The following is a 22,575-nucleotide window of genomic DNA, read 5'->3' on the forward strand; positions in this document are numbered from 1 at the left end:
CCCGCCATGATATCGGTCTCAGCGGCGCCCGCCCGGCGATATGCGGTGTGACCTCGGTGACCGCGGCGCCCGCCCGCGTCCCGCCCGGCCCAGCGGCGACGATCCGCCCGCGGCCGGGCTGTCCGGATCCCCTGTGGCGCCCAGCCAGCCCGCCAGCTTGCCGCCCGCGCCGACCGCCCGCAGGCGGCGCTCGGCGTGGTCGCGCACCGGGTCGGTCGCCACGACCAGCAGTTCGTCGCCGCGCCGCAGCACGGTCGCCGGTCCGGGGACGAAGCTCTTGCCGTCCCGCACGACCAGGGTGACCGCGGCGCCGGTGGGCAGCCGCAGCTCCGCCACCTCCACGCCGTGCATACGGGAGCGCTCGGGTATCGACACCGACAGCAGGTGGCCGCGCAGACGCTCCAGCGGGGCGGACTCTATGCCCAGGTCGGAGGCGGCCTGCGGTTCGCCCAGCCGCAGCCGCCGGGCCAGCCACGGCAGCGTCGGGCCCTGCACCAGGGTGTAGATGACCACCAGCACGAAGACGATGTTGAAGATCTGCCGTGAGTGCGGCACGTCGTGCACCATCGGGATGGTCGCCAGCACGATGGGCACCGCGCCGCGCAGCCCGGCCCACGACAGCAGCGCCTGCTCGCGCCATGGCGTGCGGAACGGCGTCAGCGTGGCCACCACCGACACCGGTCGCGCCACCACGGTCAGCGCCGCGCCTATCACCAGCGCGGGCACGATGTCCTCGCCCAGCTCGCGCGGGTTGACCAGCAGGCCCAGCAGCACGAACATGCCGATCTGCGCCAGCCACGCCACGCCCTCGGCGAACCCGCGGGTGGCCGGCCGGTGCGGCAGCGCCGCGTTGCCCAGCACCAGCGCCGCCAGGTAGACCGCGAGGAAGCCGCTGCCGTGCGCGAGGGCCCCGCCCGCGTACGCCAGCACCGCCAGCGCCATCACCGCGATCGGGTACAGGCCGGAGGCGGGCAGCGCGACCTGGCGCAGCGCGAGCGCCCCCAGCTTGCCTATGGCGACGCCGACCGCGGCGCCGATGGCCAGCTCCGCGGCGATCTCGCCCACCAGCACGTACCAGTGGTCGACCGGGCCCGCGGTGCAGAAGGCGACGACCAGGATGACGACGGGTGCGTCGTTGAAGCCCGACTCCGCCTCCAGCACACCGGTCAGCCGGGCCGGCAGCGGCACCCTGCGCAGCACCGAGAAGACCGCGGCGGCGTCCGTGGAGGAGACCACGGCGCCGATGATGAACGCCTGCCGCCAGTCCAGGCCGACCAGCAAGTGGGCGGCGCACGCGGTGACGCCCACGCTGATGGCGACGCCCGCGGTGGACAGCACGGCCGCCGCGGGCACCGCGGGCTTGATCTCCCGCCACTTCGTGCCGAGCCCGCCCTCGGCGAGGATCACGACCAGCGCCGCGTACCCGAGCACCTGCGTCAACGCGGCGTCGTCGAACCTGAGACCGATGCCGTCCTGCCCGATCGCGACGCCGAGGCCGAGATAGATGAGCAGGCTCGGCAGGCCGCTGCGGGAGGAGATCCGCACCGCCGCCACGGCGACGAGCAGGACGAGAGCGGAGACCAGCAGGACTTCGTTGAGGTGCTCGACAGACAGAGTGCGGTCCTTCCACGACAGGGCGGGCCGTTAACAGGGCGGGCCGGGCGGCCAGTTGATTGCCTACCTCAACATTTTACCTGCCCTTGGCAATTCGGCTCGCGGGCGTCCGTCCTTCGGGACGGGACCGCGTTCCCCCGCTCCCAGCCGGGCCCCATATGGTGGCTGCCAGTACTTCGGTCCACCCTGCCCCGCGAAGGACAGCGATGCCCGCCAACACCTCCGCCCCGCCGGTGAAGAAGAAGGGGCGCCGCGCACGTCTGCTCGTGCTCGTGCTGGTGCTGCTGCTCGTGGCCGGGATCGGCTACGGCTCGTACTGGAGCGTCAGTACGGTCCGCGCCTCCTTCCCGCAGACCACCGGAACCCTCCAGCTCAAGGGCTTGTCCGGCACGGTGCAGGTGATGCGCGACGCCCAGGGCGTCCCGCAGATCTACGCCGACACCCCGCAGGACCTCTTCCGCGCCCAGGGCTACGTGCAGGCGCAGGACCGCTTCTACGAGATGGACGTACGGCGGCACTTCACCGAGGGCAAGTTGTCCGAGATGTTCGGCGCGAGCCAGGTGAGCAACGACGCCTTCATCCGCACCCTCGGCTGGCAGCAGGTCGCCCAGCAGGAGTGGGACACCCAGCTGTCGGCGTCCACCAAGTCGTACCTGCTGGCCTATACCGCCGGCGTCAACGCCTACCTGGCCGACCACCACGGCTCCGCGCTGTCGGTGGAGTACGCGGTGCTGGGGCTGAAGAACAACTACCAGCCGCAGCCGTGGACCCCGGTGGACTCGATCGCCTGGCTCAAGGCGATGGCCTGGGACCTGCGCGGCAACATGCAGGACGAGATCGACCGGGCGCTGATGACCTCGCGCCTGACCCCGGCGCAGATCCAGCAGCTCTACCCGTCCTACCCCTACAGCCGCAACAGCCCGATCATCCAGGGCGGTTCGGTCACCGACGACGGCCAGAAGTTCGTGCCGCCGTCCGGCACCGGCTCCTCCGGCGGCGCCACCACCGACTCGACGCCGCCCGCGGGCACTCGGACCGCGCTGGAGCAGACCAGCGGTCAGCTCGCCCAGCTCGCCGACACCATCAACAAGCTGCCCGCCCTGCTCGGCCCGTCCGGCAGCGGCATCGGCTCCAACTCCTGGGTGGTGTCCGGCCAGTACACGACCACCGGCAAGCCGCTGCTGGCCAACGACCCCCATCTCGCCCCGCAGATGCCGTCGTTGTGGTACCAGATGGGCCTGCACTGCCGCACGGTCAGCGCCGCCTGCCCCTACGACGTCACCGGCTTCACCTTCTCCGGCATGCCCGGCGTGGTCATCGGCCACAACCAGGACATCTCCTGGGGCATGACCAACCTGGGCGCCGACGTGACCGACCTGTACCTGGAGAAGGTCACCCCGACCACGTACCTGTACGACGGCAGGCAGGTCCCGTTCACCACCCGCGAGGAGACCATCGACGTCGCGGGCGGCAAGCCGCGCACCATCACGGTGCGCACCACCAACAACGGCCCGCTCGTGTCCGACTACAGCGACCAGCTCGCCGATGTCGGCAAGACCGCGCCGGTGGGCAACTCCGCGCCCGACCGGGCCGGCGGTTACGCGGTCGCCCTGAAGTGGACCGCGCTGACCCCGGGCAAGACCATGGACGCGGTCTTCGAGATCGACCGCGCCACGGACTTCCAGCAGTTCCGGGACGCGGCACGGGACTTCGACGTGCCGTCGCAGAACCTCATCTACGCCGACACCAAGGGCAACATCGGCTACCAGGCGCCCGGCGAGATCCCGATCCGCCCCAAGGGCGACGACGGCACCTACCCGGCGCCCGGCTGGGACCCCGCGTACACCTGGACCGGCCGCTACGTCCCGTTCTCCGCGATGCCCTGGGAGGAGAACCCCAAGCAGGGCTACATCGTCACCGCCAACCAGCCGGTGGTCGGCAAGGACTACCCGTACCTGATCACGAACGACTGGGAGTACGGCACCCGCAGCCAGCGGATCAACGACCTGATCGCCTCCAAGCTCCAGGGCGGCGGCAAGATCTCCATGGACGACATGCAGTCCATGCAGATGGACGACAGCAGCGAGATCGCCAAGCTGCTGGTGCCCTACCTGCTGAAGGCGAACGTCACCGACCCGTACGTGCGCGAGGCGCAGCAGCTGCTCCAGGGCTGGGACTACGACCAGGACGGCGACTCGGCCGCCGCCGCGTACTTCAACGCGGTCTGGCGCAACGTGCTCAAGCTCGCGTTCGGCAACAAGATGCCGAAGGAACTGCGGCCCCAGGGCCAGTGCCTGAGGGTGCCGCCGGCCAACAACTCAGGGCCGGTGGACAACCTCAACGGCACCCAGACCCTGGTGACCGAGTGCGGCACCGCCGACCCGGCCGACGCCCAGCCGGACGGCGGCGACCGGTGGTTCGAGGTGGTACGCAACATCCTCCCCGACGCCAACAACGCGTGGTGGAACATGTCGACCATCAACACCACGACCCCCACCCCGCCCGGCGCCACGTCCACCTCCACGGGCACGGCCTCGGACAACCGCGACAAGCTGCTGCTCCAGGCCATGCACGACGCCCGCTACGAGCTGACCTCCAAGCTCGGCAAGGACATCGACACCTGGAGCTGGAGCCGCCTGCACCAGATGACGCTGCGCAACCAGACGCTGGGCACCGACGGCCCCGACATCGTCAAGTGGCTGCTCAACCGCGGCCCGTGGGACCTGGCGGGCGGTGAGGAGGCGGTCGACGCCACCGGCTGGAACGCCGCGTCCGGCTACGACGTCACCTGGGTGCCGTCGATGCGCATGGTGGTCAACCTCGCCGACTTCGACAAGTCGCGCTGGATCAACCTCACCGGCGCCTCGGGCCATGCCTACGACGCCCACTACTCGGACCAGACCAAGCTGTGGGCCGAGGGCAAGCTGCTGCCGTGGGACTTCTCGGACAGCGCGGTCGGCTCGGCGACCAAGGACACCCTGACGCTCAAGCCGTAGGCGCCGCGAAGCGCCTGACCCCCTCGGGGGTGAGCACCGCGTGCACGGGGTGGTCGTGCGGTTCCCTCGGAACCGCCGCGACCACCTCGTGCGCGTACAGCAGCACCATCAGCACCGGGTGCGCCCCGGCCAGCGCCAGCCGCTCCAGCACCCGGTCGTAGCTGCCGCCGCCGCGGCCCAGCCGGGTGCCGGACGCGTCCACCGCTACTCCCGGCAGCAGCACCGTCCCCGCCGCCAGCACCGCCCGCCGCCCCAGCCGGGGCCCGAACGGCTCCAGCAGCCCGCGCGGCCCGGCCACCAGGCTCCCCGGGCCTTCGTAGCGCGCCCAGTCCAGGTCGTTGTCGTCCCGCAGCACCGGCAGCAGCACCCGCACGCCCCGCTCGCGCAGCGTCTCCAGCAGCTCACGCGTCCCCGGCTCGCCGCCGACCGACACGTACCCGGCGACGGTCCCCGTTCCGGCCAGCTCCGGCAGCGCCGCCGCGTGCCGGGCCAGCGCCCGCGCGGCCTCCTCGCGCTCCCCGGCCGCCAGGGTCCTTCGCGCCGCGAGCAGCCGCGCGCGCAGCGCCGCCTTGCCGTTCGCGCCGCCGATGCCGTCCGTGTCGCCGATGCCCTTCACCCTCGTCCACCCCGCGCGTTCCGCCAACCGACTGTGACCTGCGAATACGCACAGGCTATTCATACCCGTGCGTTCATCCGCGGCACATCCGCAGCGGTTATGGTCGGCCCATGACTCAGGTACGTCCCCGTATCACCAAGGCCGTCATCCCCGCGGCGGGTCTCGGCACCAGGTTCCTGCCGGCCACCAAGGCCACGCCGAAGGAGATGCTGCCGGTCGTCGACAAGCCCGCCATCCAGTACGTGGTGGAGGAGGCCGTGGCCGCCGGGCTCTCGGACGTCCTGATGGTCACCGGACGCAACAAGCGCCCGCTGGAGGACCACTTCGACCGCAACTACGAGCTGGAGGAGGCGCTGACCCGCAAGGGCGACTCCTCCCGGCTGGCCCGGGTCCGCGAGTCCAGCGACCTGGCGACCATGCACTACGTGCGCCAGGGCGACCCCAAGGGTCTGGGCCACGCGGTGCTGTGCGCCGAGCCGCACGTCGCCGACCAGCCGTTCGCCGTGCTGCTCGGCGACGACCTGATCGACCCGCGCGACCCGCTGCTGACCCGCATGATCGACACCAGCGAGCGCTTCGGCGGCAGCGTCGTGGCGCTGATGGAGGTGCCGCCGGAGCAGATCCACCTCTACGGCTGCGCGGCCGTGGAGAAGACCGGCGACGAGTCCGACATCGTGCGCGTCACCGACCTCGTCGAGAAGCCGTCCGCCGCCGAGGCCCCCTCGGCGTACGCGGTCATCGGCCGCTACGTGCTCGACCCGGCCGTCTTCGACGTGCTCAAGCAGACCCCTCCGGGACGCTCCGGGGAGATCCAGCTCACCGACGCGCTGCGCGAACTCGCCCGCGACGAGACCCCGGGCGGCCCGGTGCACGGCGTGCTCTTCGACGGGCGGCGCTACGACACCGGCGATCGGGGCGACTATCTTCGTGCGATCGTCAGGCTCGCGTGCGAACGTGAGGACCTGGGGCCGGACTTCCGTGCCTGGCTCCGCCGTTTCGTCTCGGAGGACATGCAAGCGTGAGCAGTGGCAGCGGCGACCGTACGTGGTCGGTGGACGAGCATCTGGCCGACGTCCTGCGGCAGTTGACGCCGCTGGAACCCATCGAACTGCACCTGCTCGACGCCCAGGGCTGCGTCCTGGTGGACGACGTGACCGTCCCCGTCGCCCTGCCGCCCTTCGACAACAGCTCGATGGACGGCTACGCGGTCCGCTCCGCCGACGTCGCCCGCGCCGACGACGCCTCGCCCCGCGTGCTGAAGGTCATCGGCGACGTGGCCGCGGGCGACGGCACGCCGCCCACCGTCCACCCCGGCCAGGCCGCCCGCATCATGACCGGCGCCCCCCTGCCGCCCGGCGCCGACGCCGTGGTGCCCGTCGAGTGGACCGACGGCGGCACCGGCGGCGGCCCCGCGGCCGGGATGCGCGCGCACAGCGCCGACCCCTCCGGCGCCACCGGCCAGGTCCGCGTCCACCGCCCCGCACGGCCCGGCGCCCACGTGCGCGCCCGCGGAAGCGACGCCCCGGCGGGCGAGCTGGCGCTGACGGCCGGCACCCGGCTGGGCCCCTCCCAGATCGCGCTGCTGGCCGCCGTGGGCCGGGCCCGGGTGCGGGTGCGGCCCCGGCCCCGGGTGGTGGTGATCTCCACCGGCAGCGAGCTGATCGCGCCCGGTGAGAGCCTCGGCCACGGCCAGATCCACGACTCCAACAGCTACGCGCTGGCCGCAGCCGCGCGCGACGCGGGCGCCATCGCCTACCGGGTCGGCGCGGTCGCCGACGACGCCGACTCGCTGCGGGACGCGCTGGAGGACCAGTTGGTGCGCGCCGACGTCATCGTCACCAGCGGCGGCGTCAGCGTCGGCGCGTACGACGTGGTCAAGGAGACCCTCGGTGAGGGGGCCGGACTCGGCGGCCGGGGAGTGGAGTTCCGCAAGCTCGCCATGCAGCCGGGCAAGCCGCAGGGCTTCGGCCTGGTCGGCGCCGAGCACGTGCCGCTGCTGGCGCTGCCCGGCAACCCGGTGAGCGCCTACGTCTCCTTCGAGTTGTTCGCGCGCCCGGTGATCCGCACCCTGATGGGCCTGGAGCCGGCGCACCGCGAGACGGTGACCGCCCGCTGCACCGCCGCGATCGAGGGATCGCCCAAGGGACGGCGGCAGTTCCTGCGCGGCTGGTACGAGGCGGCGGAAGGCACCGTGCGGCCGGTCGGCGGCTCCGGGTCGCACCTGATCGCGGCCCTGGCGCGGGCCAACGCGCTGATCGTGGTGCCGGAGGACGTCACGGAGGTCGCCGCGGACGCGGACGTCGACGTGGTCCTGCTCACGTGACGCCGGATGGCCGAGGGTACGGTGGCGGTCACAGGACCGCACCGGGAGAACGATGAACAGCCCCCAGACGCCACCTGAACACCTGACCCACCTCGACGAGGCCGGCGCCGCCCGCATGGTCGACGTGACCGCCAAGGACGTCACCGCCCGCACCGCGCGCGCCACGGGCCGGGTGCTGGTGGCGCCCCGCGTGGTGGAACTGCTGCGCGGGGAGGGCGTGCCGAAGGGGGACGCGCTGGCCACCGCGCGGATCGCCGGGATCATGGGCGCCAAGCGCACCCCCGACCTGGTGCCGCTGTGCCACCCCATCGCGCTGTCCGGCGTCACGCTGGACCTGTCGGTGGCCGACGACGCCGTCGAGATCGCCGCGACCGTGCGCACGGCCGACCGCACCGGTGTCGAGATGGAGGCGCTCACCGCGGTCAGCGTCGCCGCGCTGACCGTGATCGACATGGTCAAGGCGGTCGACAAGGGCGCGACCATCACGGACGTGCGCGTGGAGTCGAAGACGGGCGGCAAGTCGGGCGACTGGGCGCGGGAGGCGGGCGCGGGGGAGCTGAGGTGAGCGGGACCGCGGCGCCGTCGCCGCACCGCTCGTCGCCGTACCGCGCCCTCGTGGTGACCGCCTCCAACCGGGCGTCCGCGGGCGTCTACCCGGACCGCGGCGGCCCGCTGGTCGTCGCCGCCCTCGGCGAGCTGGGCTTCGCGGCGGACGGCCCCCGGGTCGTACCGGACGGCCCGCCCGTCGAACGGGAGCTGCGCGAGGCGGTCGCCGCCGGGTACGACGTCGTCGTGACGACCGGCGGCACCGGTCTGTCGCCCACCGACCGCACCCCGGAGGCGACCCGGGCGGTCATCGACCGCGAGGTCCCCGGCATCGCCGAGGCGATCCGCGCCGCAGGCCGGGAGAAGGTGCCGACCGCGGCGCTCTCCCGTGGCCTCGCGGGCGTCGCCGGGAGCACCCTGGTGGTGAACCTTCCCGGGTCCACCGGAGGCGTCAGGGACGGGCTGGCCGTCCTGGCCCCGCTGCTGTCCCACGCCGTCGACCAGATCCGCGGCGGCGACCACCCTTCCCCCGGGAGACCGAGCTGAACGGATCCTGGCCCATCGAACTGACGGACGGTGACGTCCGGCTGCGCCCGATAAGGATGCGCGACCAGCGCGTCTGGCGTGAGGTCAACCGCCGCAACCGCGACTGGCTGCGCCCGTGGGAGGCCACCGTCCCGCCCGCCCCGCCCGGCCACTTCGTCCAGCGGCCAACGTACCGGCAGATGGTCAGGCACCTGCGGCGGGAGGCCAGCCGGGGCCGCATGCTGCCGTTCGTCATCGAGTACCAGGGCCGCCTGGTCGGCCAGTTGACGGTCGCGGGCATCACGTGGGGCTCGATGTGCTCGGGCCACGTCGGGTACTGGGTGGACCAGTCGGTGGCGGGCCGGGGCGTGATGCCGACCGCCGTCGCCCTCGCGGTCGACCACTGCTTTCGCCGGGTGGGCCTGCACCGGCTGGAGGTGTGCATCCGCCCGGAGAACCGCCCGAGCCGCCGGGTGGTGGAGAAGCTCGGTTTCCGCGAGGAGGGCCTGCGCCCGCGCTATCTGCACATCGACGGTGCCTGGCGGGACCACCTGGTCTACGCGCTGACGGCCGAAGAGGTGACCGAGAGCCTGCTGGAGCGGTGGCACCGTTCCGCGAAAATAAAATAAACGTTCGAATAATTGCTCTGAATGGCCGCATTCGGCGCCGTCGCCGGGCAACAGTCACAAAAAATGCTCGACTTATCAGCCAGATCGTGCGACACACCGCGTGAAATTGCTGTTGGGTCACGCGGAAGGCCCCTACCGTGTTGCCGTGAGCAGTAGCGGCCTCATCTACGCAGTCATCGTCGGGGCCTGGGCTGCCTACTTGGTGCCGATGTGGCTCCGTAGGCAGGACGAACTGAACGAGGCGCGCCCGACGGAACGCTTCTCCACGGCCATCCGGCTGCTGTCCGGACGCGCCGCGATGGAGCGCCGGTACGCGAGATCGCGCGGTCCGCACGACGACGCCGGACCCGACGCGGAAGCCGTCGAGGACGTCGACGACGATGGCGCCGTCGACGTCGACGTGCGCGCGAAGGCGGTCCCGGTGACCGAGATCGGCCCGGCGCCGGTGGCGGCGTCCCCGTCCCCGGGCGATCCCAAGGCGCGCCGGCTGCCCATGACGGCCGCCCGGGCCCGGGTGATGGCGCGGCGCCGCCGCACCACCATCGTGCTGTTCCTGGCCTTCACCGCCGGCGCGATCGCCGCCGGGGTGGGCGGCCTGGGCTGGCTGTGGGCACCGGCCGCCCCGGGCGTCCTGCTCACCTTCTACATCGCGCACCTGCGCCGGGCGGAGCGGCGGCGCTTCGAGTTCACCATGGACCAGCGCCGTGCCGCCGAGGCCGCCCGACGCCTGCGCGACCGGCAGCCGTCGGCCCCCGCCCCGCAGCCGGAGCCCGCCCCCGCCGCGCACCCGCACACGCCGTCGCACAGCGCGGTCGTCGAGCAGACGGACCACGCCGAGTGGGTCGACCAGCAGCACGCCCAGGTCGCCCCCGACGACAGCTGGGAGCCGGTCCCGGTCCCGCTGCCCACGTACGTCACCGCCCCCGTCGCCCCGCGTACCCCGGCGCCCGCCGCCCGCCCGGCGGCCCCCGAGGCGGCCCGCCCCCGTCCCGGCCGCGACCGCACCCCGCTCTTCGACCAGTACGCGGACCGCCCCCGAGCGGCCAACGAGTGACCTGGTCACGACCACCGGCGCGGAGCTGGTAGAGTTTTCCTCGTTGCAAGGGCCTGTAGCGCAGTCCGGTAGCGCACCTCGTTCGCATCGAGGGGGTCAGGGGTTCAAATCCCCTCAGGTCCACACACAGTCGATAGGCGGCGTGTGCTCGCGGAAAACGCGAGCCGCGTCGCCTGTGTCGTTTTCCGCGGCTTCGCCGCGGGCGGGGGCTTCGCCACCCGCACCCCCCCTGTCGGGCCGACCGGGGGCGCCCTTTTCGGGTCGGCGGGGGCGGGTCGGGGGATGAGCATGCCCGCCGCGTGAGAAGTCCCGCCGGACCACGGGTTCGGCGGGACTTCCGTGTTTCCGGGCCGGCCGGCGCCGCTCGGCCGGCCAGGACGCCGCCGTGGTGGGGAAAAGGCCCCGGCCCCCGTCCATCGTCTGGAGCGGGGGCCGGGGCCTTTTCGCGCGGGGTCAGCCGGTGCCGCCTCCGGCGCCGTTGCCCTTGCCGCCTCCCGCGCCGCCGCCCGGGGTCTGGGACTGCGACGGGCTCGGGCCTGTGCCGCCGTCCTGGCCGCCCAGGAGGCCGCCGTCGCCCCAACCGCCGTTGTCACCACCGGGGGTGTGTGACGGCGGCGGGCTGCTGCAGCCGCCGGGTCGCTGGCTGCACGGGGTCGTGGACGGCGAGGGGTTGCTCTGGCCGGGGTTCGGGGTGTGCGACGGCGTGTTGCTCGGGGTGATCGAGGTGCTCGGCGTCGGCAGCGGAGCGCCGTTCTCGTCGTCGCCCTTGGGCAGTTGGGCCGGGGGCGGGAAGTTCTCCACCGGCTGTCCGGCCAGCGCCGCGCCCATGTAGTCCGTCCACACCTGCGTCGGCATGTCCGCGCCGAACACCTTGCTGTAGCCGCCCACGCCCTCCATCGACAGCAGCGTGCCGCTGGTCGGGTTCTCCTTGAACATCGCGATCGACGTCGACAACTGCGGCGTGTAGCCGATGAACCAGGCCGACTTGTAGTCGTCCGTCGTACCGGTCTTGCCCGCCGCCGGGCGCCCGATCGCCTGGGCGTTGGTGCCCGTGCCGTACTTGACCACGTCCTGCAGGACGTCGCTGACGTTGCTCGCGGTCGACGCGGGCATCGCCTGCGTGCCCGCCGGAGGCGTGAAGCCCGGCAGCTGCTGCCCGCCGGAGAGCACCTTCGTCACCGAGTACGGCTCGTGGTGCATGCCGTTGTCGTCGAACGTGGCGTACGCGTCCGCCATGCGGATCGGCGACGGCGTCGAGGTGCCGATGTAGAAGCCCGCCGTGTCGTACTGGAGGCTGGAGCGCAGCAGACCCGCCGCCAGCGCCTCGTTCTCCACGGTGTCGTACCCGGTGTACTCGCCCAGCTGCACGTACGGGGTGTTGACGGACTGCTCCATTGCCTTCCGCAGCGTGATGTAACCCCACTTCGTGTTCACGTCGTTGTGCTGGTGCAGCAGGCCGGTCGGGTCGGTGCTGTCCTGGATGTACTGGCCCTGCTGGTTCTTGATCTCGATGCCGTCGTTGCCCAGGAACTTGCTGTCCGGGCTGATCGGCGACGGGGCCGCGCCCGGTGAGAGCACCGCGCCGTGGTCGATGGCCGCCGCCAGGTCGAACGGCTTGAACGTCGAACCGACCGGCACACCCGTGCTGTTGGCGTTGTCGACGTAGTACCCCTTGTCGTACCCCGCGCCGCCGTAGATCGCCTCGATCGCGCCGGTGGTGGGATCGACCGAGGCCGCGCCCACCTGGACGTCCTTGTCGGCGGAACGGACCTTCGGGTTGAGGTTCTTCTTCTCCATCGCGGCGACCGCCGAGCTCAGCTCGTTGACCTTCTTCTTGTCGAAGGTCGTGGTGATCGTGTAGCCGCCCTGGTTGAACTGCTGGTCGGTGATGTGGGCGTGCTGCTCCACGTAGCTCTCGGCCAGCTGCACCAGGTAACCCACCTGCCCGCTCATCCCGTTGGCCACCGGCGCGGGCTTCGGCGTCGGGAAACCGGCCGCCAGGATCTGCTGCTCCTCGGAGGACGAGATCTTGCCGATCTTCTGCATCCGCTGGATCACGTACTTCCAGCGGGCCGTCGCCGCGGCCTTGGCGGCCGGGTCGGAGTCCGCGTTCATCATCACGCTGGGCTCGTTGACCGTGGCGGTCAGGAACGCGCCCTGGCTCACGGTGAGGTTCTTGACGTCCTCGCGGTAGTACGCCTGCGCCGCGGCCTGGATGCCGTAGGCGCCGCGTCCGTAGTAGTTGGAGTTCAGATAGCCCTGGAGGATGTCGTCCTTCGACAGCTTGTGGCTGACCCCGATCTTCAGGGAGATCATGATCTCCTTGAGCTTGCGGGTGGCCGTCTGGTTCTGGTTCAGGTACGCGTTCTTCACGAACTGCTGGGTGATCGTCGAACCGGACTGCACGTCGCCGCCCTTGGCCATGTCGACCACCGCGCGCGCCATGCCCCTCAGGTCCACGCCCGAGTCGCTGTAGAACGTGGAGTTCTCCGCCGCGAGGAAGTCCCACTGCACCTTCAGCGGAACCTGCGACAGTTCGACGTTCTGCCGGTTGACCTGGCCGACGCTCGCCATCTGCGAGCCGTCCGCCCACTGGAAGATGTTGTTCTGCAACTGCGTGCTGGGATTCACCGGCGGGATGGACACCATCATGTAGGCGATACCGAACGCGGCCACCAGGCAGCCGAAGAACGTGACCGTCATGCCGAGCATCTGCTTCCACGACGGCACCCAGCGCCGGAAGCCCTGCTTGCCCCAGCGCGGGTAGTCGATGAACCGCTTCTTGCCCGGCGGTGTCCGGCCCGGCCCGGTCGCCCCGCCGGCGCCGCCACCGCTGCCCGCCTTGCGGCGCCCACCGCGCCGGTTGGCGGCCTGCGCGGCCCTGCGCATCTCCGCGCGGGTCGGCCTCGGACCCTCCGCTCCCATGCTGCTGCGCCCGTCACCCGCGTGCCCGCCGTGGCGGCCGCCCTCGAAGCCACGCGGGTCGTTGCCGCGGGGGGCGTTTCTGCGGCGCTCACTCATGTTCTGTACTACCTTCGGTCGAGCGGGAAGCACCGGCCGTGTTCACCCTGAACACCTGCCCGGGCTCCCGGCTGTCTCGTACGCGACGTCGGCTCGTCACCGGGGGCATGCTCAGGAAGGCCCGCTACGGGCCTGCTCGATGCGCTGCTGCGGTGGCGGCATGTCGGTCTCCCTCCGGGTCTTCGCAGGGGGACTCTAGCCCCGCATGCTGTACGCGGTCCGTGCGCCCCTTGCTCACCCCGGCCCGCCGAACCTCCGGAACCTACCCGAAACCGCGTCCCGCGTGGGAGCGAACAAGGCGCTTACGCGTATACGTAACGGACCGCGCAAACCGTGCATACGTGCCGAAGGCGCGCGACGAGGGCGGCGGCGCCTGGCGCCGCCGCCTCCTCAGCCCCGTTCGGCCGCGAACGCGATGAAGGCGTTCCATTCGGTGGGGGTGAAGGTGAGGTGGGGGCCTTGCTTGTCCTTGGAGTCGCGGACGTGGATGGCGTCGGGGGCGGTGGCTACCTCGACGCAGTCAGGGCCGTCGTTGCTGCTGTAGCTGCTCTTGAACCATTCCAGGTCGGTCATGGCTCCTCCGGTGGGTGTGGTCAGCCCTGCTCGGCCGCGAACGCGATGAAGGCGTTCCATTCGGTGGGGGTGAAGGTGAGGTGGGGGCCTTGCTTGTCCTTGGAGTCGCGGACGTGGATGGCGTCGGGGGCGGTGGCTACCTCGACACAGGCGGGGCCATCGTTGCTGCTGTGGCTGCTCTTGAACCACGCCAGGCCAGTAATCTCGGCGGCGGAGGGCTTCATGGTCATGTCTCTCCCAGCAGTTTCTCGATGAACGCAAGTGACTCGCGTGGCGTGAGCGCCTGCGCCCGGATGATCCCATACCGCAGTTCCAGGATGCGGACCTCTTTGCGGTCGGCCGCCGCCCGGCTGAACAGCTGGCCTTCTACGTGGCCCACCTTGGGGCCGTTCGCGGATTCCAGTAGCAGGATCTCACCGCCCATGCCCGCGTGGTCCTCGCGGTCCGTCGGCATCACCTGGATCTCCACGTTGCGCAACTGGCCGATCTCCAGGATGTGTTCGAGTTGCCTGCGCAGCACCATCTTCCCACCCAGCGGGCGGCGTAGCGTCACCTCTTCCTGGACGAAGCTGAGGATGGGCGCGGGCCAGCGCTGGAAGATCTCCTTGCGAGCCATGCGGGCGGCCACCTGGCGTTCGATCATGTCCTCCGGCAGTGACGGCCTGCGCATCTGGAACAGCGCCCGCGCGTAGTCCTCCGTCTGCAACAGGCCCTGGATGTTGTGGTTGCTGTAGGCGCCGATCTCGACCGCCTCCGCCTCCAGCTTGGCCAGGTCGCGGACCTTCTTCGGGTACCGCGCCTCCTTGATGTCCTCCGTCATCGCCTTGAGGAAGCCGCCCGCGCCGAGAACGTCGTCGGCCGCCTCAAGGAACTCCGGTTTCGGCACGCGGCGGCCGCGTTCGACCGAGGAGACCTGGTCCTCGCCGTAGCCGATGCGCGCGCCCAGTTCCGCCTGGGTCAGGCCCGCGCGTTCACGCCAGAGCTTGATCTGCTTGCCGACCGTCCTGAGAACCTCCAACGTGCCCTCGTCCACGCCCTGTTCCTCCGTGCCGCTGCTCGATCGCCCGGCTCCGGTCGCCATGTGACGCCTCCCGTAATGCCCGATTCATCTCCAACGCCGGTCTCCCCGCGACAGGTACGCCCGCCCGCCCGTACAACCGCCCGCAGCGGCTGTACAGATCACGCCACGTACCACCCTCATCACTGGTCAGAGTAGATCCGTGCGGACACGCTGAGTGACATGAATACCGAGATCGCCCACGCACGAGACACGACCCCGGCGGCCGAAGGAGCCGCCGGGGTACGCGGGTTCGCCGTTCAGCTGAGTCCGACCCGGCGGGGCGCCCGGCTGGCCCGGCAGATGGCGGCCGAGCGACTCGCCGCGTGGGGCTGGCCGTACGACAGCGTGGTCTCGCGGGACTGCGCGCTGCTGGTGGCGGAGCTGGCGACGAACGCCGTGCTGCACGGACGGGTGCCGGGGCGGGACTTCTTGCTGCGTCTGACGGTGGGTGGCGGGACGGTACGGGTGGAAGTCACGGACGCGCGGGCGGAGTTGAGGCCCGCGCCCGCTCACGGGCCGGACACGGTGCCGCCCGAGGCGGAGGGCGGCCGGGGGCTGCTGCTCGTCGCCGCGCTGGCGAGCCGCTGGGGCGTCACGGACGAGCCGCCGGGGAAGACCGTGTGGTGCGAACTGGCGGCGGACACCTGACCCGGCGCACCGGGCACGGGAAGGCGTACGGGCCGAGTGCGCGGGCCTGCCCCGCCGGCCGCCCCCGCTGCCTTCCGCGTTCGCTGAACGAGGGCCGGGCGGGCAGCAGTCGGGGGGCCGGGAGCGCAGACCTGGAGGCGAACGCGGCGCGCGGGCCTCAGTCGCGGCGCAGTGCCCGGGCGTACCACTGCGCGTGCGGCGCGAAGGCCTGCGGGAAGCCGGGGCCGGGGGCACAGCCGGTGTCCCGCCACAGCGGCTCGCTGTCGAACCAGTGGTCCACCGCGACCATGTCCAGGTGGTGCGCGCCTCCGCCTCGCTCCTGGAGCCGCTCCAGCGCCCGCGCGTACGGCAGGTCCGTCGCCGGCCACTCCTGCCCGGTCACCGCCGTCACCTCGCGCAGCAGCGCCTCCACGGTGACCGGCTCGGGGTGGTTGGCGTAGTAGACGCGGGAGGTCAGGCGCTCGGCGGGGGCGGTGGCGACGGCGAGCAGGGCGCGGGCCAGGTCGCCGGCCTCGACCAGCGACAGCCGGGCGCGCCAGCCGTCCACGGTGGCGCCGAGCGCGCGTGAGAGCGTCGCCAGGCCCGGCCCGACCCAGCGGTCCCCGGTGCCGTACACCAGGTGCGGGCGCAGCACGATGCCGCCCGCGTCCAGCACCGCCCGCTCCGCCTCGGCCCGGGTGCGGGAGGTGACGGAATCCGGTGCGTACGGCAGGTCGCCGGGGCGCGCGGCCTGGAAGGGGCCGCGGCCGTGGACGGAGGCGGTGCTGAGGTAGACGACGCGGCCTACGCCCGCCCGCGCGGCCTCGGCCAGCAGGGCGCGGGTTCCCTCGGTGTTGACCGCCTCGGACTCCTCGGCGCCGCCGCCGATCAGCGAGGCGCAGTGGATCAGGACGTCGGTGCCGTCGCACAGCCCGCGCAACGACGCCGGGTCGGTGAGGTCGCCCCGGACGACCGTGTGGTCGCGGGGGGAGGGATCGGGGGTGTCGGCTCCGGTGGGGTGGGCGGCGACGGGGGCGCGGTGCGCCAGCAGGCGCAGGCGGCGCGGTCCTCCCGCCACGGCGAGCCGGGCGACGTGGCCGCCGATGAAGCCGCCCGCTCCGGTGACGGTGATCGCGGTGCCGTCGAGGAGGGGGGCGTCGGATGCGGCGTGCTGGATGGCGTGCTGGGCGGCCCGCGAGGTGCCGCCGGTGGTCGTGCCGGGCATGGGTCCCCGTTCTGATGAGCGTACGAGTGTGCCGGTCCGGACCGGTCCCCGTGGACCGTACGCCTGCCTGTCCTCCAGGTCGTACGGCCTCGCTTTCCGGGTCCGGGCGGATCAGGTCAGCGGCTGGGCGGTGACGCGGGCGGTGAAAACGGTTCTACCCTCTTGGTGTCCGGTGACCAGGACCGGGGTGGAGCCGTCTGCGGCGGTCCCGCCCGGTTCGGCCTCCACCCAGCAGGGCGCGTTCAGTTCCGCGTACCGCGCGAAGTCGATGGACAACGCGACGGCCTGCACCGGTACCGGCCACAGCGCGGCCTGGGTCGCCTGCCGGGCGGCCTCCAGCAGCACCATGCCGGGGATGTGGTCGGTGGGGTGGTCGAAGAAGACCGGGTGCCCGGTGTCGGCGCGCACCTGCCAGCGGTGCGGCGCGCCGGCGTTGCGCGCGGACAGCACGACATCGGCCGGGTCGACCCTGCCGACGACGGCCGGATCCACCCCGGGTGGCGGCGGCTCGCTGGCCGTGACCGGTCGGTCGCCACGTATTCGCTGGTAGACGGCGGGCGACGTGCTTTTGAAACTGGAGTTCCCGGTCGCCACCCGGCGTCCGCCCATCCACAGTTCGGCGTGATAGCGCATGGAGGACAACTGCTTGCCGCGTCGCACCAGGTCCCGGTACGTGAAGCGAACGTCGACCTCGCTCGGTACCGGCTCGACGGCGAGGGCGCCGGGTATGGAGGTGTACGTCAAATCGCGCAAAAGGAACTGGTATCCGAGCGGTACACCGAATGCGGCGTGTGTCAGCAGCATTCCGCCTTGCCGGATCGTTTCGGCGATGAGGAGGGGATCCTGCTGTCCGAACCTTGGCCGAAAAAGAGCGTGTCCTCGGGGCCATTGGGCAGTGACGAGAAATCCGGCCTCCCCGTCGTGTTCCCAGTCGGTGAGAAGGACTTCACTGACCGCCGCCCGGTGCACGTATTGTCGGGGGACGGTGGTCGTCAGCCGTGCCGGGTGGGGAGAATCGGACTGCGTCCCTCCGCCGGGGGGCTCGGTGTCGTCTGCGTGCGGCTCGCGCGGCAAAGGTATTCCGACCGTGGTAACGCCCGATGGCTGCATGCTTGGATTTACCTGTCTCTGCGGGGGTGAGAAACAACCAGCACGTTCGCTGACCGTGGCGTTTCCTCACTGATCAGCGACGGATGCCATCGTTAAGATACAGACAAGCCAGTTTTGTTATCAAAGGTTCAGGAGCTCACATGGCGCGGCAGGCGCGGGCGGTCAGGACCCGGCGCATGATCCTGGAGGCGGCAGCCGCCGTCTTCGACGAGCTCGGGTACGAGGGGGCGAGCACCACCGAGATTCTGGCCCGCAGTGGACTGACCCGTGGCGCGCTCTACTTCCACTTCCCGTCGAAGGAAGCCATCGCCGACGCCGTCGTGGACCTGCAGAACGAGGCCCTCGTACCGCCGGAGAACAAGGTCAGACTCCAGTCGCTGATCGACGTCTCCCTGGCCTTCGCCGAACGGCTGCGCAGCGACGTCGTGGTGCGCGCCGCGGTACGCCTGAGTGTCGAGCAGGTCTCCTACAAGGCGTCGTCCGCCGCATACCGGGGCCCGGCCGACATCATCGAGAACCTGCTGCTGCGCGCCCGGGACGAGGGCGAACTGCTGTCCACCGTGGATCCGCAGGAGGTCACCCAGCTGATCCAGGGCGCGTTCATCGGCACCCAACTGCTGTCCCAGGTCTACGACCCGGACCGGCTCGACCTGCCCGAGCGGATCGCGACGCTGTGGAAGTACCTGCTGCCCTCACTGGCGATCCCGGGGCTGCTTCCGCATCTGTCGGCGGACCCCGGTCGCGGGCGGCTGGTGCTGGAGCGGCAGGCCGCCCGGGCCGCGGACGACGACCCGGACGAGGCGGACGACAGCGACGAGGGCGACGCCCCCCGCGTCGCGGCGGCGCGGGAGCACAGCGCCTACGGCGGCGGGCTCGCGGGGCCTGCCACCGGTGACGAGGTCCAGGGCGTCGAGGGCGCCGCGACGAACCGCGAGGTCAGGCGGCGCACCGGTCACCGGACCGCGCGGGCCGGGGCGCTCGCGGCGCCCGCCGCCGGGATGCGCTGACCCCGGCGGCTGCACCGACTCGCCCGCCCGGCCACCCAGTTGGGGCGCGCCTCCCGGCTCGTACGGCAACGGCTCCTACGGCAATGGCTCGCACGGGAAAGGGCCGTACGGCAACGGCTCGTACGACGGCCGGTCCTCGTGCGGTGCTCAGTGCCGGTCGTACGACGAAGAGGACGCTCCCGCCAGGGCCGCGACGCGCTCGGTGGCCGGCATCGTGGGCACCGGCGCCGAGGGCGGCATGCGCAGCCCCGACTCGTCACCGAAGGGCGCCGTCGCCGGTCGGCCGGAAGCCGCCGGGGCCTCGTGGCGCACGTCACCCGGGGCGGTATCACTCAAGTGGTCCGGGCCGGACGCGTCCGCGTCGTCATCGCTTTCCCTCCCGGCTCCGTCCCGCGTCCCCTGCGCGTCCGCCGAGCCGCTCTCGCCGCGGGCCATCGCCCGCAGTTCGGACAGGATCTCGGCCATGTCGTCCTCCGCGGCCTCGCCCGGTCCGGCCAGGCGCAGCAGCAACTCCCATATGCCGGTGGTGACGTCAGGGTCCCACCAGGACTCGTCCTCGCGTCCCAGCGCCTCCAGGCCCACGGTGACCGCGGCCAGCAGGTTGGCGGTGCTGCGGGCGCACGCGTCGTCGCGCAGCCTTCCCGCTTCGGCGTCGGCGGCCAGCCGCTCGCGCAGGGCCGTCAGCCAGCCCTGACGCAGCGAGTCGCCGCCGAGGCGGTCGCCCACCGCGCCCTCGGCCTCCAGGCGCAGCCCGGCGCGCAGCACCGGGTCCTCCCGCATGTGCCGGGACATGGCGGTGGTGAACAGCGCCGCTCCGGCGAGCGTGGAGGTGCGGCCGTCGAGGCACTCGTCGGCCAGGGCCATGACGGAGCCGCGGGCCTCCTGGCGCACGGCGGCGATCAGGTCGTCCTTCGAGGCGAAGTGGAAGTACAGGGCTCCCTTGCTCACTCCGGCCGAGCGGCTGATGTCGAGCAGGCCTGTGCCCTTCATCCCCCGGTCGTCGATCAGCTCGGCGGCGGCGTGGATGAGGGCCTGACGGGTTCGTGCGGCGCGCACCTGCATTGGCCGGTACCTGTCCCTTCTCGAATCGGTGACCCACGTCCCGTCTGCGTCGCACGTAACGGGTGGGCAGTGCGGTTTTCGTTGCCATCCTGCCACCGATCGGCGGCAAAACAAACAGTGCTGTCGGGTTGGTTTGGTCACCCCATGACGCGATCCGGCCAGCGCCGGCGCCTGGAGAGGGCGTTTGGCCGTGCCGCTGGCCGATATGGCTCGCGCGGTGTTCGAGTGCGGACCGGCAAACAGGCAAACCGGTTTGCCGGGCATCACTCTCCGCGACATGGCCTGCCACCTGTACTTACTTGCCGCACGGCTAGCTGAGTAGAGTGGTCGGTACAGGCATCGTGGGGACGAGTGCGGGAGAGCGACCGTGAGCACACCGGGCACATCAACGGCGCGTCGGGGCGACACCCGGCAGCGCATCCAGGACGTCGCCCTGGAGCTGTTCGTGGAACGCGGGTACGAGGGCACCTCGCTGCGGGAGATCGCCGAGCGGCTCGACGTCACCAAGGCCGCGCTGTACTACCACTTCAAGACCAAGGAGGACATCCTGCGCGGTCTGGTCGAGTCCTACGCGCGGCCGCTGGACGACGTAATCGCGTGGGGCCGGGAGCAGCCGCGCACCCTCGCCACCAAGCTCGAACTCCTCGACCGCTACAGCGCCGCGCTGGCGACGGCCGAGCCGCTGTTCCACTTCATGTACGAGAACCAGGCGGCGCTGCGGGAGTTGAAGGTCGGTCAGGGCATGCGTGAGCAACTGCGGGCGTTGTGGGGCCTGGTGATCGACCCGGACGCCGACCTGACCGCGCAGGCGCGCAGCGTCGGGGCGCTGTTCACCGTGCACTTCGGCGGTTTCGCGATGCGTGAGACGGCGGGAACGGCGGAGGCGAAGCGGCAGGCGCTGCTGGAGGTGGCGACCGAACTGGTCGAGCGGGCCGCCCGGGCGTGACCGGCGCCGGGGCCTGACCGCCGCTCCGGCCTGACCGACGCCCCCGGGGGCCAGGTCGGATGTTCAGGTCTGCCTGCCCCCGAGACGGTGGCTCCGGTCAGCCCTCGGGCTGCTCACCGGTGTCGGGGGACTGCTCGGTCCGCGCCGCCGCCTGCTCCGCCACCGAGGCCCTGACCTGGTCCATGTCCAGACCCCTGGCCTGCTCGATCACGTCCTCCAGGGCCGGTGCGGGCAGGGCGCCGGGCTCGCCGAACACCGCGATCCGCTCCCGGATCACCATCAGCGTCGGGATGGAGCTGATGCCGAACGCCGCCGCCAGCTCCGGCTGCGCCTCGGTGTCCACCTTGCCGAAGACCAGATCGTCGTGGTGCTCGGACGCCTTGTCGTAGACCGGGGCGAAGGAGCGGCACGGGCCGCACCACTCGGCCCAGAAGTCGATCAGCACGAAGTCGTTCGAGGACACGACCTCGTTGAAGTTCTCCTTGGTCAGCTCGACCGTGCTCATGCCGGTCCACCCGCTTTCCGTTGGGCCCGAGACGCGCGTACAGCCTGGTACAACGAACCCGGTGGCCGGGGTGTTCCCCCGGCGCTGCGTCCGGGCCGCGGAAACCGGCACGGCCGTCGGAAACCGGGGGACGGATCGCGGGGCCGGATGATGAACTCCCGGTATGACGAACGCCGAGACCCAACGTGTCGCGGAGCGCGCCCGTCGCTTCCGTGAGCTGCACACCGCCGACGGCCCCCTGGTGCTGCCCAACGCCTGGGACGCGGCCAGCGCCCGGGTGATCGAGCGCGCCGGGGCCCGGGCGATCGCCACCACCAGTTCCGGCGTCGCCTGGGGGCTGGGCGCGCCGGACGGCGAGGGCCTTCCGCTCGACACCCTGCTCGGGCTGTGCGAACGCGTGGTGGCCGCCGTGGACGTGCCGGTCAGCGCCGACCTCGTCGCCGGCTACGGCGCGGACCCGGCGGGCGTCGCCCGGACCGTCGAGCGGGCGCTGGCCGCCGGGGTGGTGGGCGTCAACCTGGAGGACTCCGGCACCGGGCCGCAACCGCTGCGGCCTGCCGCCGAGCAGGCCGAACGCATCGCCGCCGCCCGCGCCGCCGCCGACGACGCGGGCGTGCCGCTCTACGTCAACGCCCGCGTCGACACCTACCTGCGCGCGGTCGGCCCGGCCGCGGAGCGGCTGGACGCGACGCTGGAGCGGGCCGCCGCCTACGTCGCCGCCGGGGCGGACGGGGTCTTCGTGCCGGGCACCTGCGACCCGGACACGGTGGCCGCGCTGGCCAAGGGCGTCGACGCGCCGCTGGCCCTGCTCGCCGGCCCCGGCGCGCCCCCGGTGGCCGAGCTGGCGCGGGCGGGCGCCGCCCGGATCAGCGTCGGCGGGGGCATCGCGGCGGCCGCGTACGCGCTGGCCTCGCGCGCGGCGAGCGAACTGCTGACGTCCGGCACCTACGGCGCGATCGAGGACCAGATCGCCTACGGGACGTTCAACGAGCTGTTCCAGCGGGGGTGAGCGGCCGGGGCGCCGCGCCGCTTCGCGGAGCCTGTGCCGCATGGCCTGATATGCCCGTTGTACGGTCAACATCTCGTATTCGTACCTGATCGGTCACAATCGCCGTGACGGCGCCCGTCGGTGGAAC

Annotated in this window: 21 protein-coding genes and 1 tRNA gene; 12 read left to right on the forward strand and 10 right to left on the reverse strand. The window is 72.0% G+C overall.

All coding sequences use genetic code 11. From position 1 onward, the window contains the following. Positions 1-18 precede the first annotated feature (18 nt). The gene (locus CK485_RS02240) at positions 19-1,554 is read right to left on the reverse strand and encodes a potassium/proton antiporter (RefSeq protein WP_342673448.1); all 1,536 of its coding nucleotides are present in this window, start codon (positions 1,552-1,554) and stop codon (positions 19-21) included. A 266-nt stretch (positions 1,555-1,820) separates the two neighbouring features. On the opposite strand from CK485_RS02240, the gene CK485_RS02245 reads away from it, so the two are divergent. After that, positions 1,821-4,610, forward strand: coding sequence for a penicillin acylase family protein (locus CK485_RS02245; RefSeq protein WP_109446233.1), 2,790 nt, complete (start codon positions 1,821-1,823; stop codon positions 4,608-4,610). Here CK485_RS02245 and CK485_RS02250 read toward each other — a convergent pair. After that, positions 4,600-5,226, reverse strand: a complete 627-nt coding sequence (locus CK485_RS02250) for a 5-formyltetrahydrofolate cyclo-ligase (protein ID WP_241968071.1) — start codon at positions 5,224-5,226, stop codon at positions 4,600-4,602. The two genes, CK485_RS02245 and CK485_RS02250, sit on opposite strands and share 11 nt — an antisense overlap. 110 nt (positions 5,227-5,336) lie before the next feature. On the opposite strand from CK485_RS02250, the gene galU reads away from it, so the two are divergent. From galU to CK485_RS02285, 7 genes are all read left to right on the forward strand, one after another. Next, positions 5,337-6,248 (forward strand): UTP--glucose-1-phosphate uridylyltransferase GalU, encoded by a 912-nt coding sequence (gene galU / locus CK485_RS02255; RefSeq protein WP_109446237.1) that lies wholly within the window; start codon positions 5,337-5,339, stop codon positions 6,246-6,248. After that, positions 6,245-7,549, forward strand: coding sequence for a gephyrin-like molybdotransferase Glp (gene glp, locus CK485_RS02260; protein ID WP_109446239.1), 1,305 nt, complete (start codon positions 6,245-6,247; stop codon positions 7,547-7,549). The genes galU and glp overlap by 4 nt, the downstream gene beginning before the upstream one ends. Before the next feature lie 52 nt (positions 7,550-7,601). Next, positions 7,602-8,114 (forward strand): cyclic pyranopterin monophosphate synthase MoaC, encoded by a 513-nt coding sequence (gene moaC, locus CK485_RS02265; protein ID WP_109446241.1) that lies wholly within the window; start codon positions 7,602-7,604, stop codon positions 8,112-8,114. Beyond that, a complete protein-coding gene (locus CK485_RS02270) occupies positions 8,111-8,641 on the forward strand; it encodes a MogA/MoaB family molybdenum cofactor biosynthesis protein (RefSeq protein WP_109446243.1) in 531 nt (176 codons plus the stop codon). Before moaC ends, CK485_RS02270 begins: the two co-directional genes overlap by 4 nt. Next, positions 8,638-9,249 (forward strand): GNAT family protein, encoded by a 612-nt coding sequence (locus CK485_RS02275; protein ID WP_109446245.1) that lies wholly within the window; start codon positions 8,638-8,640, stop codon positions 9,247-9,249. Before CK485_RS02270 ends, CK485_RS02275 begins: the two co-directional genes overlap by 4 nt. Before the next feature lie 145 nt (positions 9,250-9,394). After that, positions 9,395-10,303, forward strand: coding sequence for a hypothetical protein (locus CK485_RS02280; protein ID WP_109446247.1), 909 nt, complete (start codon positions 9,395-9,397; stop codon positions 10,301-10,303). A gap of 49 nt (positions 10,304-10,352) precedes the next feature. Beyond that, positions 10,353-10,426 (forward strand) — tRNA-Ala (locus CK485_RS02285). 330 nt (positions 10,427-10,756) lie between these two features. Here the strand turns inward: CK485_RS02285 and CK485_RS30000 are convergent. The 4 genes from CK485_RS30000 to CK485_RS02305 form a co-directional block, all read right to left on the reverse strand. After that, a complete protein-coding gene (locus tag CK485_RS30000) occupies positions 10,757-13,324 on the reverse strand; it encodes a transglycosylase domain-containing protein (protein WP_275124584.1) in 2,568 nt (855 codons plus the stop codon). A 390-nt stretch (positions 13,325-13,714) separates the two neighbouring features. Continuing rightward, on the reverse strand, positions 13,715-13,897 hold the full coding sequence (locus tag CK485_RS02295) for a DUF397 domain-containing protein (RefSeq protein ID WP_241968072.1): 183 nt from the start codon (positions 13,895-13,897) through the stop codon (positions 13,715-13,717). Positions 13,898-13,917: 20 nt separating this feature from the next. After that, positions 13,918-14,127: a DUF397 domain-containing protein gene (locus tag CK485_RS02300; protein ID WP_109446251.1), complete on the reverse strand. Its 210-nt coding sequence runs from the start codon at positions 14,125-14,127 to the stop codon at positions 13,918-13,920. Further along, positions 14,124-14,978 carry a helix-turn-helix transcriptional regulator gene (locus CK485_RS02305; protein WP_109446253.1) on the reverse strand — a complete coding sequence of 285 codons (855 nt, stop codon included), beginning with the start codon at positions 14,976-14,978 and terminating at the stop codon, positions 14,124-14,126. Before CK485_RS02305 ends, CK485_RS02300 begins: the two co-directional genes overlap by 4 nt. Before the next feature lie 159 nt (positions 14,979-15,137). Here CK485_RS02305 and CK485_RS02310 point away from each other — a divergent pair, with 159 nt between their 5' ends. Beyond that, positions 15,138-15,605: an ATP-binding protein gene (locus CK485_RS02310; RefSeq protein WP_109446255.1), complete on the forward strand. Its 468-nt coding sequence runs from the start codon at positions 15,138-15,140 to the stop codon at positions 15,603-15,605. A 157-nt stretch (positions 15,606-15,762) separates the two neighbouring features. On the opposite strand, the gene CK485_RS02315 is transcribed toward CK485_RS02310, so the two are convergent. Together CK485_RS02315 and CK485_RS02320 are read right to left on the reverse strand one after the other, a co-directional pair. Then, positions 15,763-16,809, reverse strand: a complete 1,047-nt coding sequence (locus tag CK485_RS02315; RefSeq protein WP_109446257.1) for an NAD-dependent epimerase/dehydratase family protein — start codon at positions 16,807-16,809, stop codon at positions 15,763-15,765. A gap of 111 nt (positions 16,810-16,920) precedes the next feature. Continuing rightward, complete coding sequence (locus CK485_RS02320) at positions 16,921-17,919, reverse strand: ScbA/BarX family gamma-butyrolactone biosynthesis protein (protein ID WP_109446259.1); 999 nt, start codon at positions 17,917-17,919, stop codon at positions 16,921-16,923. 140 nt (positions 17,920-18,059) lie between these two features. Between CK485_RS02320 and CK485_RS02325 the strand changes: the two genes are divergently transcribed. Then, positions 18,060-18,926, forward strand: a complete 867-nt coding sequence (locus CK485_RS02325; protein WP_199239202.1) for a ScbR family autoregulator-binding transcription factor — start codon at positions 18,060-18,062, stop codon at positions 18,924-18,926. Positions 18,927-19,073: 147 nt separating this feature from the next. Here the strand turns inward: CK485_RS02325 and CK485_RS02330 are convergent, their stop codons facing one another. Then, the gene (locus CK485_RS02330) at positions 19,074-19,988 is read right to left on the reverse strand and encodes a TetR/AcrR family transcriptional regulator (RefSeq protein ID WP_109446261.1); all 915 of its coding nucleotides are present in this window, start codon (positions 19,986-19,988) and stop codon (positions 19,074-19,076) included. A 367-nt stretch (positions 19,989-20,355) separates the two neighbouring features. On the opposite strand from CK485_RS02330, the gene CK485_RS02335 reads away from it, so the two are divergent. Further along, positions 20,356-20,934 carry a TetR/AcrR family transcriptional regulator gene (locus CK485_RS02335; RefSeq protein ID WP_109446263.1) on the forward strand — a complete coding sequence of 193 codons (579 nt, stop codon included), beginning with the start codon at positions 20,356-20,358 and terminating at the stop codon, positions 20,932-20,934. A gap of 97 nt (positions 20,935-21,031) precedes the next feature. Here CK485_RS02335 and trxA read toward each other — a convergent pair whose 3' ends face one another. Beyond that, positions 21,032-21,439 (reverse strand): thioredoxin, encoded by a 408-nt coding sequence (trxA, locus tag CK485_RS02340; protein WP_109446265.1) that lies wholly within the window; start codon positions 21,437-21,439, stop codon positions 21,032-21,034. 163 nt (positions 21,440-21,602) lie between these two features. On the opposite strand from trxA, the gene CK485_RS02345 reads away from it, so the two are divergent. Beyond that, positions 21,603-22,448 carry an isocitrate lyase/phosphoenolpyruvate mutase family protein gene (locus tag CK485_RS02345; protein ID WP_109446267.1) on the forward strand — a complete coding sequence of 282 codons (846 nt, stop codon included), beginning with the start codon at positions 21,603-21,605 and terminating at the stop codon, positions 22,446-22,448. Positions 22,449-22,575: the final 127 nt, after the last annotated feature.

Source organism: Streptomyces sp. ICBB 8177 (assembly GCF_003144095.1).
GTDB lineage: Bacteria > Actinomycetota > Actinomycetes > Streptomycetales > Streptomycetaceae > Streptantibioticus_D.

Bases quoted from the DNA above. Each gene is read 5' to 3' on its own strand.
- CK485_RS02245 (WP_109446233.1), top strand. From the start codon at position 1,821: ATGCCCGCCAACACCTCCGCCCCGCCGGTGAAGAAGAAGGGGCGCCGC.
- galU (WP_109446237.1), top strand. From the start codon at position 5,337: ATGACTCAGGTACGTCCCCGTATCACCAAGGCCGTCATCCCCGCGGCG.
- moaC (WP_109446241.1), top strand. From the start codon at position 7,602: ATGAACAGCCCCCAGACGCCACCTGAACACCTGACCCACCTCGACGAG.
- CK485_RS30000 (WP_275124584.1), bottom strand. From the start codon at position 13,324: ATGAGTGAGCGCCGCAGAAACGCCCCCCGCGGCAACGACCCGCGTGGC.
- CK485_RS02295 (WP_241968072.1), bottom strand. From the start codon at position 13,897: ATGACCGACCTGGAATGGTTCAAGAGCAGCTACAGCAGCAACGACGGC.
- CK485_RS02300 (WP_109446251.1), bottom strand. From the start codon at position 14,127: ATGACCATGAAGCCCTCCGCCGCCGAGATTACTGGCCTGGCGTGGTTC.
- CK485_RS02305 (WP_109446253.1), bottom strand. From the start codon at position 14,978: ATGGCGACCGGAGCCGGGCGATCGAGCAGCGGCACGGAGGAACAGGGC.
- CK485_RS02310 (WP_109446255.1), top strand. From the start codon at position 15,138: ATGAATACCGAGATCGCCCACGCACGAGACACGACCCCGGCGGCCGAA.
- CK485_RS02315 (WP_109446257.1), bottom strand. From the start codon at position 16,809: ATGCCCGGCACGACCACCGGCGGCACCTCGCGGGCCGCCCAGCACGCC.
- CK485_RS02320 (WP_109446259.1), bottom strand. From the start codon at position 17,919: ATGCAGCCATCGGGCGTTACCACGGTCGGAATACCTTTGCCGCGCGAG.
- CK485_RS02325 (WP_199239202.1), top strand. From the start codon at position 18,060: ATGGCGCGGCAGGCGCGGGCGGTCAGGACCCGGCGCATGATCCTGGAG.
- CK485_RS02330 (WP_109446261.1), bottom strand. From the start codon at position 19,988: ATGCAGGTGCGCGCCGCACGAACCCGTCAGGCCCTCATCCACGCCGCC.
- trxA (WP_109446265.1), bottom strand. From the start codon at position 21,439: ATGAGCACGGTCGAGCTGACCAAGGAGAACTTCAACGAGGTCGTGTCC.
- CK485_RS02345 (WP_109446267.1), top strand. From the start codon at position 21,603: ATGACGAACGCCGAGACCCAACGTGTCGCGGAGCGCGCCCGTCGCTTC.